Consider the following 13,311-nt stretch of genomic DNA (forward strand, 5'->3'; position numbering starts at 1 on the left):
GACGAATGACACGTTTGTTGCAGTTTTGGGTCGGCACAAAAAAGGCCCGGAACGCCAGCGCTCCGGGCCTTTCTCGATTACTCCCGACTGATCAGGTCAGACGCTTGCGCAGCAATTGTGACATCATGTCGATCGCGCTGACCGCCACGACGATGACGATCACGATGGCGGCGGTTCGCTGGTAGTCGAAGGCACGGACAGCCTCGAACAGGATCTGTCCGATACCGCCGGCGCCGATCAGGCCGAGGACCGTCGCCGAGCGCGCGTTCGACTCGAAGCGGTAGAGGCCGAAGGAGGTCCACAGCGGCGCGACCTGGGGAATCACCGCCCAGATCACTTCATGGATCGGCCGCGCGCCGGTCGCCCGCACGCCCTCGACCGGACCGTGATCAATCGACTCGACCGCCTCGGAGAACAGTTTGGCCAGCACACCGGTGGTATGGAAGGCAAGCGCCATCACACCGGCCAGCGGCCCCAGTCCCACAGCAGCAATAAAGACCAGCGCGATGATCAGCTCGTTGATCGAGCGGCAGACATCCATCATCCGCCTGACCGGTTGGACAACCCAGCCCGGCGCCACGTTGCGCGCACTCATGAGGCCGAACGGAATGGCCGAGACCACCGCGATGAACGTCCCCCAGATGGCGATCTGGACTGTCACGACCATTTGCGGAATGGCCTCTTCCAGCCCGCTCGACAGGGCTTCCCAATAGGTCGCGCGCGAAGCGCTGTCGGCAATGTCCCCCGGCAGGAAGCCGCCAATGAACTCGCCCATGTCGCCGGCATTCTCGACCAGCAGGTAGGCGCGATCCATGTCGGCGGAGTTGAAGCTCCAGACCAGGATGACAATCGTTCCTGCAGCAATCACCGCATTGGCGATGCGCTCCATCAGCGGAACCTTCGGCCCCGGGCCCCGCGGCGATGAAGCCCAGAGCAACAGCACCAGGCCGCCAACCGCGACGACCATCAGGATGCCCCCCATCAACCAGTCGACACCCGGCTCCTCGGTCGCGGTCTGATTGCTGGCGGCTTCCGCCATCTGCTCAAAGGAATTGCCCTGACTGGTGAGCCCGGAATTGCCAGCCTCGACTTCCGCCAGTCGCGCCTCGAGCGCGGCGATGCGCGTCGCGCGCTCCTCGTCGGTCAGATCGCTGTCATTGCGCAGATTGGTCAGGTCGCGAACGATTTCCAGCTGGACGATGGGGTCCAGATGCGCGTTCGAGGCCGGCAGGAAGGTACCGAAATAGAGCGGGTCGAGAATGGCCCGCGCCTCGGCGATTTCCTCGGCTGTACCCATGCGGCCGTAATTCATGAAGAAATACTGCAGCCGCTGCTTGGCTTCGACATCGAGGTCGGCCCGCCAGATGATCGGGTCGGTGCCGATCATCGGTGAGCGCCAGATCTCGCGCAGCCGGTTGAACATCTCCGGACGCGACCGCTCGAGCAGAACCATGTTTGTGGTGTTGTTGGTGCCGACATCGATCAACCCGTTGGCGACCGCCACCGCATTGGCCTCGTGATTGGCGTTGCGGACCGAGTTGTAGCACTCGTTGGGGTCAATCCCGCGCGGCGCGAAGATGAAGGCCGACGGGACCAGATATCCCGACGTTGAGTTGGGATCGCCCATGCCGAAATCGAGCGTGCCGTCGCAGGCGAGGATATCGTCCAGCGACTGGATCGGGCTTTCATTGGGGACCAGAAGCACCGAGTGATAACCCTCGGAGCCATCCGGATAGGTCGCCTTGGCGAACACTTCGCCTCCGGCGCGGCGTACGGCCTGCAGGCCGGAGAAATTGGAGAACCAGGCGAACTGGACGCTGTCATAGCGCATGGCCTGGATCACGCCGGCATAGTCCGAGGCATAATAGGGTTCGATGTCATAGCCGGTCCATTCCGACATCGCTTCGATGAAGGGCCGCCAATTGGTCTCCTGGGTGGAAGAGGATTCGGTGGCGATGATGCCGAAGTTGAGCACCCGGCGCGGGCCGTCGATCGGGCTGGCTGCAGCGTCGCCCCCGCTCGCCGAGCGGGGTTCATTGGCACTGCCGGAACAGGCGGCCAGCGACAGGACAACCAGCACCAGAAGGGCTTTGGCCAGGAGGCGGAAAGGTTGGGTCACAATCGTGCTCATCACGCGTCTCCACCTTCGAAGGCGGTCTCGAATTCGGGGCCGTAGATTTCAATCAGCTTGTCACGGGACAGTCCGTCCGCCGGCCCGTCATAGACGATCCGGCCCTTGTTCAGGGCGACGATGCGGTCGCAGAAACGCGAGGCGTAATCAACCTGGTGCAGGGTCACAACGACGGTCAGGCCGTCATCCTGGTTCAGCTCACGCAGGGTCTCCATGACCTTGCGGGCCGAGACCGGGTCGAGCGAGGCGATGGGTTCGTCGGCAAACAGGACTTTCGCGCCCTGGACCAGCGCGCGGGCGATGGCGCCGCGCTGCTGCTGGCCACCGGACAGGTTGGAGGCGCGGCGGGCCGCGAAACTCTCGACACCGACACGGGTCAGCGCGTCCATGGCGGACTGTTTCACATCGTTGGGGAAGATACCCAGCACGCCGCGCCAGGTCGGCAGCCGGCCCAGCGCACCGACCAGCACATTCTGGAACAGGGACAGGCGGCCGACCAGATTGAATTGCTGGAAGATGAAACCGAGCTGGACCCGGTTGCGCTGGACGCCACCCGACAGCTTGCCGCGTTGCTGCATGGTCTTGCCGAGAACGGACACGGGTCCGCTGTCCGCGTCCGCGACCTGCAGGGCTGCCGCGACACGCAACAGCGTCGACTTGCCCGAACCGGACGGACCGATCAGGGCGACCATCTCGCCCGGCTTGACGCCCAGGCTGACATCGTCGAGCGCCTTGGTTTCGCCGAATGTCATCCGGAGATTTTCGGCTTGGAGCGCCAGCGCGGCGTCTGTCATGGTGTCGTCCCTCATTGAGTCCAGACCTTGTGGCCCATGCGTATTACACTTTTGTGACAGGACGGGAATGATTCACATTCACCTCGCAACAGCCGTCCTTGCCCTCAGCCTGGCCTGGCTCGCCTGGATTGATGCGCGCAGCTTGCGCCTGCCGGACATTGGCACCCTGCCCCTCATCCTCGCCGGTGTCATCCTGAATGCGGTCTGGCTGGGGACCCCCTGGACATCGCTGATCGGGGCCGGGCTGGGCTATGGCAGTTTCGTGGCGATCGAGATCGGCTATCGCCAGCTGCGCGGCCGTGACGGGCTGGGGCGCGGCGACGCCAAGCTGATGGCCGCCGCCGGCGCCTGGTGCGGTGGCTGGCTGCTGCCCCTGATCGTGCTGATCGGCACCGCCAGCGCGCTCGCCTTCATCGGCCTGCTGGCCCTGGTCAGGCGCAGCATGCCCGATGGCAGCCAGCCCTGGCCGTACGGCCCCTGGCTGGCACTGGGCTTTATGCTTGGTTGGCTGCACCGCGCCTACGGGCCGGGGCTTTATCCCGGAATCTGACCGCGCCGACCGGCACCGGCCACACCGGCATGACGTCGCGCGACAGTCCATGCCGGAGCAAAAAATCAGGCCTCACAAATTTCCCGCTTTACACACCCGGAAATTGACTTTAATCGCGATTTTCCCGGCGGAGGTGACGATGCCGGATTGGGTTAACAACGAGCAGGGGGTCACGTGAATTGCACACGTACCATACTCCCCTGGACCTGGTCCGTTCGCGGCACGTAGAAAGTCCGGTCGTCTGTGTACGTCCTGACCGTGTTGCCGAAGCAGGACGCTGGTTCCAGGACAATTTCCCGGGCGAAGTCCTCTACGCCGTCAAAGCCAACCCGGCGCCCTGGATTCTCCAGGCGCTGCACAAGGCCGGAACGCGGTTTTTCGACGTCGCCTCCATCCCGGAAATCCAGCTGGTCGCGACACACTGCCCGGGCAGCCGCATGGCCTACCTGCATCCGGTCAAGAGCCGCGAGTCAATCCGCCGTGCCTATTACGAGTTCGGCGTGCGCATCTTTGCGCTCGATTGCGAGGCCGAGCTGGCCAAGATCCTGGAAGAGACCAACCACGCGGACGACGTCACGCTGATCGTGCGGCTGGCGGTCTCCAATGACGGCGCGATGTTCTCGCTGGCCGGCAAGTTCGGCGTGCCCGCCTATGAGGCTGCCGAGCTGATCCGCACGGCGCGCGCCCATGCCTTTGAGCTGGGCGTGAGCTTCCATGTCGGCAGCCAGTGCATGCAGCCGTCCGCCTATCGTTCGGCGATGATGGAGGCCTCGCGCCTGATTGCCCAGGCGGGTGTCACCGTTGACATTGTCGATGTCGGAGGCGGTTTCCCGTCCATCTATCCCGGCATGCAGCCGCCGCCGATGGACGACTACATCACCGCCATCGAAGACGCCTTCGAAGAGATGATGGTGCTGGAGAATGCCGATCTGTGGTGCGAACCCGGTCGTGCCCTGGTGGCCGAAGCCGAGTCGGTTCTGACTCGTGTCGAATTGCGCAAGGGTGACGCGCTCTATCTCAATGACGGCGCCTATGGTCGCCTGTTTGATGCGGCGCACGCCAAATGGCCCTTCCCGGTCCGCCTGCACCGCCCACGTGTCAGCCCGTCCGATGACGACAGCGGCGAGCAGACCGCGTCCTTCCGCTTCTTCGGGCCGACCTGCGACAGCCTGGATGCCATTCCCGGCCCGTTCGAACTGCCGGCCGACATCCGCGAGGGTGACGTCATCGAGATCGGCATGCTGGGCGCCTATGGCACCGCGCTGGCCACGGATTTCAACGGCTTTGGTGCGATCGAACGGGTCGCGGTTGAGGATATGCCGTGGCCGTCTATGTTCGAGGCCCAATCCGACCTGGCCGAGGACGACGATGCCAAGGTCATCAATTTTGCCCGCGCCCGCCGGCGCCGCCCGCGCCTGAAACGGCGCGCTTGAGGAAACTGACATGAGCGACAAATCCAACCGCAAGGCCGAGTTGCTGTCCAACCCGGTCGAACACATCGACATCACCGCGTTTGACGGCCGTTCCATGATTGACGCCTGGGAGAAGATGTCCTTCACCTCGCGCGATGCGGCACGGGCTGCGCGCATCCTGGAGCAAGCGGTCGCCGATCCGGATTGCTCGGTCATCCTGACCCTGGCCGGCTCCACGTCGGCCGGCGGTTGCATGCATGTCTGGCGTGACATGGTGCGCAACAACATGGTCGACGCCATCGTCTCGACCGGCGCCTCGATCGTCGACATGGACTTCTTTGAAGCGCTCGGCTTCAAGCACTACCAGGCCCGCGAGATCCCCGACGACCGCGAGCTGCGCGATCTCTATATCGACCGCATCTACGACACCTATATCGACGAGGAAGAGCTGCAGGCCTGCGACGCCGCCACGCTGGAAATCGCCGATCTGCTGGAACCCGGCCCGCGCTCCTCGCGCTCCTATATCAAGGCGATGGGCAAATGGCTGGCCGACGGCAATGCCAAGAAGGAAGGCTCGCTCGTCCAGGAATGCTATGAGCAGGGCGTGCCGATCTTCTGCCCGGCCTTCTCGGACTGTTCCGCCGGTTTCGGTCTGGTCAAGCACCAGGTCGAGCGGATGAAGGCCAATCAGCCCTACCTGTCGATCGACAGCGTCGCCGATTTCCGCGAACTCACCGACATCAAGATCAAGGCCGGCAAGACGGGCCTGTTCATGGTCGGTGGCGGCGTGCCCAAGAACTTCGCCCAGGACACCGTCGTCTGCGCCGAAATCCTCGGCGTCGAAGTCCCCATGCACGCCTACGCCGTCCAGATCACCGTCGCCGACGTGAGAGACGGCGCCTGCTCCTCCTCAACGCTGAAAGAAGCCTGCTCCTGGGGCAAGGTCGATGTCGCCCTGGAACAGATGGTGTTCGCGGAAGCCTCGACGGTGGCCCCGGTCATCGCCTCCGACGTCTACCACCGCCGCGACTGGGAAAAGCGCCCGCGTCACCGGTATGGGGATATGTTCCAGGACTAAGCGCTTGGTTCTGCGTCAATGAAAAGCCCTGGCGGGGACGCCGGGGCTTTTTTTATTGCTCAACGGTCGTCGGGGGCTCGATCAACGAAGTGTCGTGTTATCTGATCTGCCTGAGCAATCCGGCCTCGCAACCTTCGTTGGAGGGATTGCCGTTCACTAGGGTGACGAGCCTTATCAAGTCCTCGCTTGAGCGCCGCCAACTTCTCGTGCTGACGATTCGGTAAAAGCAAAGTCTCGCCACTAACAATGACCCCAGTCACGTCAGCTGTAGTATCGATCAGACTACGCTCTTTGGCTTTGCTGTATCTGAATCCGAATCGAAACAGGCACGACTTGACCGACCAAATTGTCTTTTCGCGCACCACCCTGCCTGAAATTGTAATATCATCGGCGTAGATACTGAGAGTAGCACCTGATCCTGTTACTATTTGATCGATTTCCGCCCACATATCTTCATACGCGAAGTAGGCCATGACCGGGCTGCACGGACTTCCTTGAGGTAAATATCCCTTGAAGGTGACCAATTTAGTGAGGAGCGCCGCGACATCTGGCGAACATTTCATTCGCTTATGAAAGAACCAATACACGCGCTGGCTTGTGCACGACGGGAAAAAATCTTCGATATCAAGCAACCGAAATGCGACAGCACCGACATGTCGTGCCGCATTGTTTACATATGACCGCCCTCGAACGGGCGCCATTAGGAAATCCGGCTTTTCAATGCGTTGAAGAAGGGCGGCAATCCGCCTCTGAACGGATTTCAGATTGTCGTGGGGAGCATCAATTCGTCGCGTTCCACCATTTTTCTTCTGCTCGTCCCAGCTAGAATATCGATCAGTGGAACGACCAAGTTCCTCAAGGGCTTTTACGGAAGCAGGAAGCAAGCTTGCTAGCTTGCTACGACTGCGGAGCTTGAAAAGACACGACTGATCGAGAGGATGACCGGTCATCCTACGCGAGGTCCTCTACCTCTGTTCTAGTTTCCAGCCACCTCAGGAACCCTAAAATTTTATCTGAAATTGCCGACTTGCCCGGATCAGATTTTGATACCGTCGACGAAGGACTCTCAATGCTCTCTGCGAAGAACATAATCGATGAAACTGGGACGCGGAACACTTCTGCATAGCGCTGAATGACGTCCAGAGATGGAGTTCGATTGCCATTTTCAATCTCCGAAACATGGGATTTTGAAATGCCAAGCTTCTCAGACAGCTCATATTGTTTCAAGTCGTGGAAAACCCGCAACAGTCTCAACGCTTCCGAAATCATTATTTTCTCCAATTACATAGGGTGTAATCAGGTTAGCGACTTACCCGTCCGCGGCACCAATAAGGTTCCGCATAAACCGCCAGAGGCGGTAAACGTGTGGCCCCAAAATGAAGGCCCAGCGGATCAAGCTCTTTGAGCGAAGCCAAGTCGGCCAAGCTCGCTTGTTCTGCCTCAGTCGCCGCTGTCGTCGTTCAGTTTCCAAATCGACCATGTCAATTTACTCCGAGTTGCCTTTGACGGAATTGCCAAAGGGTCTTCACCAACTCGGAGACGGATCACGACTAGCTTCACCATCATACACAGACACGACCCGTCTTTGGTCGTGTCTGCTTCGCTCTTCCCGCGAGGAGCGCCACGGTGACCTGGGCGCCCTTCTGGGAGGGAAGTGATAGAGAACCGAAGTTCCCCTCGGGGCTTACACGCCCCCACATCTAAAGACTTCTACTTCCGAACGCGTTGCGCCCTGAACAGTTGGAAGATAGTCGGCCGAATAGCAAACCGCAAGAACTAAGTTCACTTTCAGTGATTTTATTTTGAGCGTTGGGGTTGGAACTCCCGGCAGCGCTCTTCTCATGCCAGCCATCCAGCCGCATCCGCTATTCCAGCTCAAGGGTGGAACCGCGGCGCGGCATCTTCGGCGCCCTTGACCTTGAGAACCGGCTACGGCGCATTCTCTGCAAGGGATTGAGGGTGTGGTGCGCGCCCGGGGGCGCATCATTTCAATCCCACCCGACCGTCATCCCACGGTGACCGCGAGGCGGGCATCCGGGGGACCTGTGCTTCCCCGTCGACAGGCTGGCTGAGGTCCCCCGGATCGCGGCCTTGCCGCGACCGTGGGATGACGGTGATTTGAGAGTGCCTGCCCAGTATGCAATTATAAATAGCATGAAAGATCGCGAAGGCACTATTGCCGTCTACATGATGGCGAACCGTTTTGACGGGGTGATTTATACCGGTGTCACGGCCCACCTTCTTTGGCGTATCCAGCAACACAAGGACGGGACTGCCTCGAAATTCACGCGACGATACCGGTGCACCAGCCTAGTCTGGTGGGAGCCGCATGGCGTGATTGTCGAGGCCATTCACCGCGAGAAACGGATCAAGAAATGGTCGCGCCAGTGGAAGGTCAATCTGATCGAGGCTCGCAACCCGCACTGGTTGGACTTGTGGGACGAGCTGTGGGCCGTACCGCCAAACCCGAAGCTCGATCTGGGGCGCTGAAACGTGATGCTCGCCCCAATCCCACCGTCATCCCCCGGTGACCGCGCAGCGGGCATCCGGGGGATGACGGGGGGTTGGGGTTCTGGGGTTGAGGAGTGGGCGCTCGGGGCCGGAACGCTGCGCGTGTCCTTCGTCCCGAGCCGAGACCGCGCTGAGCCCGACTTATCCCCGCTGTGACCCCTTTTCCTTCTCCCCGGGGAGAAGGTGCGCGTAGCGCGGATGAGGGGGAAAACGCCTGCTCTCACCGGGATTTACCCCTCACCCGGCCTTCGGCCACCCTCTCCCGAGGGAGAGGGAAAGGGCGTTTTTTCAGAAAACTTGTCCCCACCCCTTTGACCCCACCGCATACTCACCCCGTTCCCACGTCACCTGAGGCCCGGACTGGTTATCCGGGGGCGTGGGGAGGACGGAGCTCGTCCGGTTGGGTGGCGTTGACCATCACCTGACCCGGCGTGGCCATCGGTTGGACGGCGGCACAAAGCTCGACCGCTTCTTCCAGCCGGTTTCGAGACGGGACCCGCAAGGGGACCGAGTAAATCTCCGTGTGCGAGGTGCCCCCGGCGCCACCCATACACACTCACATAGCAAGGCTCCGGAACGGCACCTCGCACCCCTCTACTGCCCAAACCGCCAGGCCTTCACGCCATGGCGCGGTGGGGCTTGTCATCCACCTGTTCCATCTATGAAAGGACCTGCCATGTCACGTCGCCTCCCCTGCCAACACCGTCGGAATTCCGGCTTGGCGCATTCGCGCCTCCGACCGGCCGGGGAGGCGCCCGACCCGGGCCTCCGTGACGGTGCGACGACCGGGCGCCGATGCCTGGGCGCGGCGGCGGTGGCGCTCAATTCCGGTGATGACGTGGCGGCGCTGAAGCTGCTCGGCCTGGCCAGGGATTTCATCGCCCAAGCGCGCGCCAATGTCGCGCTGGCGCGTGAGCAATTGCGGCTGGCGGCGGAAAACGAAATTGCCGAGCGTGATGCTGAGGTCGCCTGGTACAAGGCGGCCGGAATGTCGGTCGAGGAGGTCGAGCTCGATCTGCAGATCCGCGAGGATGCCGAACGCATCCGACGGGCGCGTGAGGCTGGCGATCCCGATCCCGAGCCGCGCTGGCCGGAGAGTTGGGAGCTGGTGGAGGGTGGCCGCAAGCCAGAGGCTGCGGCAAGGGATTGAGGGTGCGGTGCGCGCCGGTTGGCGCATCATTTCAATCCCAATCCACCGTCACCCCACGGTGGCGGCGTCGCTGAGGTCCGCTGTGTTCACGGCGAAGCGGGGGGTTCGGCGCGAGCGTCGCGTGCGGGTTCACTCCCCGGCGGACGGGTTGCGAACAGGAAGAAGGCGATCGCGACCGGGATCAGCGAGATCGCCGCGAAGCCCGGATTTCCGTTCGCCAGGATAACCAGGGTCGAGACCAGAAAGCCAAGTCCGGTCAGGCCGGCGCCGATCCGGCGGGTACGGCCCAGCAGCGTCAGCGCGGGGCCGATGACCTGCAGCGCGCCCAGCGGCAAGAGCCAAACCGGCTGCAGCCCGGCCGCCAGGAAGAAGGAAACTTCCTGATCCACCTGCATGAGCTTGGCCGCCCCCGCCGCCAGGCTCAAGGCGCCCACAATCACCAAAAGTCCGATCCGAACGTATGTCACAGGGTCGCCCCTCCTTGTTTGCCGGGACCCGGAGCCTGACTGGCAACCTCGCCCTTGCATGGCCAGTCTTCGAGCGCCGCGGGCCTACTCCGTCGCATCCACCACACACAGCCAGCGACTTTGATTGATGCCGGGCGGATTGGTCACCCAGCCGGTGATGCGCGGCGAGACCAGCATGCGATTGGCCTCGAAGAAGACCGGGCTGTTGGCATGGGCGTCGAGGAACATCTGTTCCGCCTCGCCGAACAAGGCCATGCGGCGCTGAGGGTCGACCGTATGCAGGGCGGCCTCGGTCAGGGCGTCATAGGCGGGATCGGTCCAGCCTGTATTGTTGATCTCGCCGGCCCGCGTCTCCCATTGCAACAGGATGCCATAGGGATCGAGAAAGTCGGGGATCCAGGCCGTGGTTGCGATCTGGAAATCGCCCACCCGCATCGCGGCATAGTGGATCTGGCTGTCACGCACCGCGACCTCGGCTTCGACCCAGGGCGCGATCAGGCGCCAGTCCTGCTGGATGACCGGTGCCACACGGGGCCAACCGGCGGCGGGTTGATAATACAGCGTGAAACGCAGCGGATTGTCGGGCCCGAAGCCGGCCGCCTCGAGCAAGGCCCGCGCCTCGGCGCGGCGCTCTTCGATGGGCCGGTCGGCATAGTCCAGCCGCACCGCGTCAGCCCGCCCGGGAATGCCGGCGGGCACCTGGCGGAAGGCGGGGATGTCGTCACCGCCCAGAATGTCATTGGCGATGAAGCGGCGGTCGATCGCCATGGCCAGCGCCCGGCGGACATCGAGATTGTCGAAAGGCGGGCTGGCGGTGTTGAAATCGAGCGAGCGCGTCGACACGCCCGGCACGGTCCGCACCAGTTCGGGGGCCGTCTCGAGCAGGAATTCGGTATTGGCTGCGTTGAATTCGATATTCAGATCGAGTTCGCCGCCCCGCACCCGTCGCTCGGCCGAAGCAGTATCGACGGTCGGGTAGAAATAGACATCGTCGGCGCAAACCTGGTCGGCCTCGTAGAAGCGTGGATTGGCGGTCAGGTGGATGAAATTTCCGGTCCGCCACGCGGCCAGGGTGAAGGCACCGCTGGTGACCATATGCTGCGGTCGGACCCAGGCGGCCCCGTGTTCGGCAATCACATGGCGCGGTTGCGGCTGGCCCCAATACATCAGGATCGAGGGCAGATAGGGGGTCGGATAGGCCACCGTGATCTCGACCGTGCGATCATCGATCGCCCGGGCGCCGAGGGCGCTGACCGGCAGCTCGCCGGCATAGATCTGCGACGCATTGACGATCGGGAAGAGCGGCGCGGCATACTGGTTTCCGGTCGCCGGGTCGAGGGTGCGTTGAAGGCCGAAGACCACATCATCGGCGGTCAGGGCGACACCGTCAGACCAGCTGGCCTCGCGCAGGGTGAAGGTCCAGACCCGTCCGTCTTCGGACGTGTCCGCCCGCTCGGCCAGGCCCAGTTTCGGCGTCCCGGCTGCGGTCGGCTCATACAGGCCCGCGAACAGGTCGGCGACAAGGGTGCGTTCATCCATGATCAGCGCCGTGGCGGGATCCAGCGAGCCCGGCTCCAACCGGTTGCCCCGATGGATCGAAACGCCCTCGTCAGCCGGCGCACCACAGGCTGCCAGGGCCGTCACGACAGCGAGTAGAAACAAAAGCCCGGCGGTTGGCCGGGCGGGATTGGATGAAGTCATGTCGTCCCCCGTTTGAGGAAGCTTGGCCTCTTGCTCCGGTAGCGGCAACCCATTTCGGGCCGACCGGTCCGATCTGCCTTTTTGCATGCCTCACCTGCTTATCCATGCGTCAGTTTTTCCGTGACCTTCGTCTCGGTCCCGGTTATGCGGGCCCCTGAAACAGGAATACCGCCATGCTCGAGATCTTCACCTCTGCCCTTGTCACGTTTTTCGTGGCCATCGACCCGCCCGGCGTCGCGCCGATCTTTGCGTCGCTGACCAATGGCGCGCCGAACTCGCACCGCCGCAACATGGCCATCAAGTCTGTCGTGATCGCGACCGGCGTCCTGCTGGGCTTTGCCCTGGGCGGGGGTTGGTTGCTCAACGCGATGCATATCAGCCTCGACGCCTTCCGGATCGCCGGTGGCGTGTTGCTGTTCCTGATGGCGCTGGAAATGATCTTCGAGAAGCGCACCGAACGCCGCGAGGAACGGGCCGAGTCGATCATGGACGAGCATGATGCCCATCCGGAGACCTGGGACGACATCTCGGTCTTCCCGATGGCGATCCCGATGCTGGCCGGTCCCGGTGCGATTGCCACGGTCATGCTTTACATGTCCGATGCCGGTGGCTGGGCCGAGCGCGGTGTCGTGCTGGCGGCAGCGGGCGTGATCCTGTTGATCTGCCTCATCACCTTCCTCGCAATCGGACCGGTAATGCGGGTCATCGGCGACTCCATGGCCGCCATGATCACCCGCATCCTCGGCGTCATCCTCGCCGCCCTCGCCGCCCAGTTCATCATCGACGGCATCCTTGGCGCGCTGGTGAATACCCACTGATCCAGGCCGGGACGGGACAGGCGGGCCCTAGTCGGCGACGCGTGTCAGCGTCATCGACAGGGTGGGAAAGCACTGACCGGTCGGGTCGCAATACCGGCCGGTCTCGGTCCAGCTGTCGGCGGTGAAGACCGCCTCATAGACCACCCGGCCATGCGGCCCGAGCGGGATCTCCCACGTATATCCGGCATCGGTGATATCCAAGGCGAAGGCATCAGCGCCATTCATCGCGGTCGCGGCGAACATTTCGTAGCCTCCGTCCTCGCGCAGGCGGACAATGCCACCGGCATCGTGGACCAGCCGGCCATCCTCGCCAGCACCCGACGGCGCGTAGCCACGGCCCCGGACCAGGACCAGATGGCCTCCGGCAACGGACTCGACCCGCTCGAACACGTCGAAGGTTTCACGCTCCCGGCTGGGGGTCATGGACCATCCCGACCCTTCCCAGGTGCCGATCATGGCCGCGAGGGCCTGAGCCGGTCGCTCGCTGTCACCGGCGTCCTGGGCCAGGGCCGGAGCAGCGGTCATGACCGTGGCTGCCAAGGCGGCGGCCAGCGGGGTCAGGCACTGGCGCACCCTGTCGCCGCGGTTTTGCGATGGGGATGTCTCATGGTTCGGCATATCGGTTCTCCTTGTTCGAATGCACAAGAACTTTACAACATAAAGTACTTGTGGGGACACGGGATTGGAACACCTTCCGTC

At 62.8% G+C, this 13,311-nt stretch carries 13 protein-coding genes; 6 read left to right on the plus strand and 7 right to left on the minus strand.

Annotated features, from left to right (window positions below):
* Positions 1–91 precede the first annotated feature (91 nt).
* Entirely contained in the window at positions 92–2,131 is a 2,040-nt protein-coding gene (gene phnE, locus VOI18_RS13825; protein WP_323763003.1) for a phosphonate ABC transporter, permease protein PhnE, read from the minus strand.
* Positions 2,131–2,925: a phosphonate ABC transporter ATP-binding protein gene (gene phnC / locus VOI18_RS13830; protein ID WP_323763004.1), complete on the minus strand. Its 795-nt coding sequence runs from the start codon at positions 2,923–2,925 to the stop codon at positions 2,131–2,133. The genes phnE and phnC overlap by 1 nt, the downstream gene beginning before the upstream one ends.
* 67 nt (positions 2,926–2,992) lie before the next feature.
* On the opposite strand from phnC, the gene VOI18_RS13835 reads away from it, so the two are divergent.
* The 3 genes from VOI18_RS13835 to VOI18_RS13845 all read left to right on the plus strand — a co-directional run bounded on the left by VOI18_RS13835 (position 2,993) and on the right by VOI18_RS13845 (position 5,965).
* On the plus strand, positions 2,993–3,475 hold the full coding sequence (locus tag VOI18_RS13835) for an A24 family peptidase (RefSeq protein WP_323763005.1): 483 nt from the start codon (positions 2,993–2,995) through the stop codon (positions 3,473–3,475).
* Between the two features lie 179 nt (positions 3,476–3,654).
* The gene (locus VOI18_RS13840) at positions 3,655–4,908 is read left to right on the plus strand and encodes a type III PLP-dependent enzyme (RefSeq protein WP_323763006.1); all 1,254 of its coding nucleotides are present in this window, start codon (positions 3,655–3,657) and stop codon (positions 4,906–4,908) included.
* Between the two features lie 10 nt (positions 4,909–4,918).
* A complete protein-coding gene (locus VOI18_RS13845) occupies positions 4,919–5,965 on the plus strand; it encodes a 1,9-bis(guanidino)-5-aza-nonane synthase (RefSeq protein WP_323763007.1) in 1,047 nt (348 codons plus the stop codon).
* Between the two features lie 59 nt (positions 5,966–6,024).
* On the opposite strand, the gene VOI18_RS13850 is transcribed toward VOI18_RS13845, so the two are convergent.
* Both VOI18_RS13850 and VOI18_RS13855 read right to left on the minus strand, forming a co-directional pair.
* Positions 6,025–6,915: a reverse transcriptase family protein gene (locus tag VOI18_RS13850; RefSeq protein WP_323763008.1), complete on the minus strand. Its 891-nt coding sequence runs from the start codon at positions 6,913–6,915 to the stop codon at positions 6,025–6,027.
* 1 nt (position 6,916) lies between these two features.
* Positions 6,917–7,234 carry a helix-turn-helix transcriptional regulator gene (locus tag VOI18_RS13855; RefSeq protein WP_323763009.1) on the minus strand — a complete coding sequence of 106 codons (318 nt, stop codon included), beginning with the start codon at positions 7,232–7,234 and terminating at the stop codon, positions 6,917–6,919.
* A gap of 885 nt (positions 7,235–8,119) precedes the next feature.
* Between VOI18_RS13855 and VOI18_RS13860 the strand changes: the two genes are divergently transcribed.
* Together VOI18_RS13860 and VOI18_RS13865 are read left to right on the plus strand one after the other, a co-directional pair.
* On the plus strand, positions 8,120–8,455 hold the full coding sequence (locus tag VOI18_RS13860) for a GIY-YIG nuclease family protein (protein ID WP_323763010.1): 336 nt from the start codon (positions 8,120–8,122) through the stop codon (positions 8,453–8,455).
* 697 nt (positions 8,456–9,152) lie between these two features.
* On the plus strand, positions 9,153–9,626 hold the full coding sequence (locus tag VOI18_RS13865; protein ID WP_323763011.1) for a hypothetical protein: 474 nt from the start codon (positions 9,153–9,155) through the stop codon (positions 9,624–9,626).
* 86 nt (positions 9,627–9,712) lie between these two features.
* Here VOI18_RS13865 and VOI18_RS13870 read toward each other — a convergent pair whose 3' ends face one another.
* A complete protein-coding gene (locus VOI18_RS13870; protein WP_323763012.1) occupies positions 9,713–10,093 on the minus strand; it encodes a hypothetical protein in 381 nt (126 codons plus the stop codon).
* Positions 10,094–10,177: 84 nt separating this feature from the next.
* On the minus strand, positions 10,178–11,794 hold the full coding sequence (locus VOI18_RS13875; RefSeq protein ID WP_323763013.1) for a peptide ABC transporter substrate-binding protein: 1,617 nt from the start codon (positions 11,792–11,794) through the stop codon (positions 10,178–10,180).
* A gap of 173 nt (positions 11,795–11,967) precedes the next feature.
* Between VOI18_RS13875 and VOI18_RS13880 the strand changes: the two genes are divergently transcribed.
* On the plus strand, positions 11,968–12,612 hold the full coding sequence (locus tag VOI18_RS13880) for a MarC family protein (RefSeq protein WP_323763014.1): 645 nt from the start codon (positions 11,968–11,970) through the stop codon (positions 12,610–12,612).
* A gap of 27 nt (positions 12,613–12,639) precedes the next feature.
* Here VOI18_RS13880 and VOI18_RS13885 read toward each other — a convergent pair whose 3' ends face one another.
* Positions 12,640–13,230 (minus strand): hypothetical protein, encoded by a 591-nt coding sequence (locus VOI18_RS13885; protein ID WP_323763015.1) that lies wholly within the window; start codon positions 13,228–13,230, stop codon positions 12,640–12,642.
* Positions 13,231–13,311: the final 81 nt, after the last annotated feature.

It is taken from the genome of Maricaulis sp. (assembly GCF_034670125.1).
In the GTDB taxonomy this organism is placed as follows: Bacteria; Pseudomonadota; Alphaproteobacteria; order Caulobacterales; family Maricaulaceae; genus Maricaulis.

Excerpts from the sequence above, each read along its gene's own strand:
- VOI18_RS13850 (WP_323763008.1), bottom strand. The coding sequence starts at position 6,915 with ATGACCGGTCATCCTCTCGATCAGTCGTGTCTTTTCAAGCTCCGCAGT.
- VOI18_RS13855 (WP_323763009.1), bottom strand. The coding sequence starts at position 7,234 with ATGATTTCGGAAGCGTTGAGACTGTTGCGGGTTTTCCACGACTTGAAA.
- phnE (WP_323763003.1), bottom strand. The coding sequence starts at position 2,131 with ATGAGCACGATTGTGACCCAACCTTTCCGCCTCCTGGCCAAAGCCCTT.
- VOI18_RS13875 (WP_323763013.1), bottom strand. The coding sequence starts at position 11,794 with ATGACTTCATCCAATCCCGCCCGGCCAACCGCCGGGCTTTTGTTTCTA.
- phnC (WP_323763004.1), bottom strand. The coding sequence starts at position 2,925 with ATGACAGACGCCGCGCTGGCGCTCCAAGCCGAAAATCTCCGGATGACA.
- VOI18_RS13885 (WP_323763015.1), bottom strand. The coding sequence starts at position 13,230 with ATGCCGAACCATGAGACATCCCCATCGCAAAACCGCGGCGACAGGGTG.
- VOI18_RS13845 (WP_323763007.1), top strand. The coding sequence starts at position 4,919 with ATGAGCGACAAATCCAACCGCAAGGCCGAGTTGCTGTCCAACCCGGTC.
- VOI18_RS13865 (WP_323763011.1), top strand. The coding sequence starts at position 9,153 with ATGTCACGTCGCCTCCCCTGCCAACACCGTCGGAATTCCGGCTTGGCG.
- VOI18_RS13880 (WP_323763014.1), top strand. The coding sequence starts at position 11,968 with ATGCTCGAGATCTTCACCTCTGCCCTTGTCACGTTTTTCGTGGCCATC.
- VOI18_RS13860 (WP_323763010.1), top strand. The coding sequence starts at position 8,120 with ATGAAAGATCGCGAAGGCACTATTGCCGTCTACATGATGGCGAACCGT.
- VOI18_RS13835 (WP_323763005.1), top strand. The coding sequence starts at position 2,993 with ATGATTCACATTCACCTCGCAACAGCCGTCCTTGCCCTCAGCCTGGCC.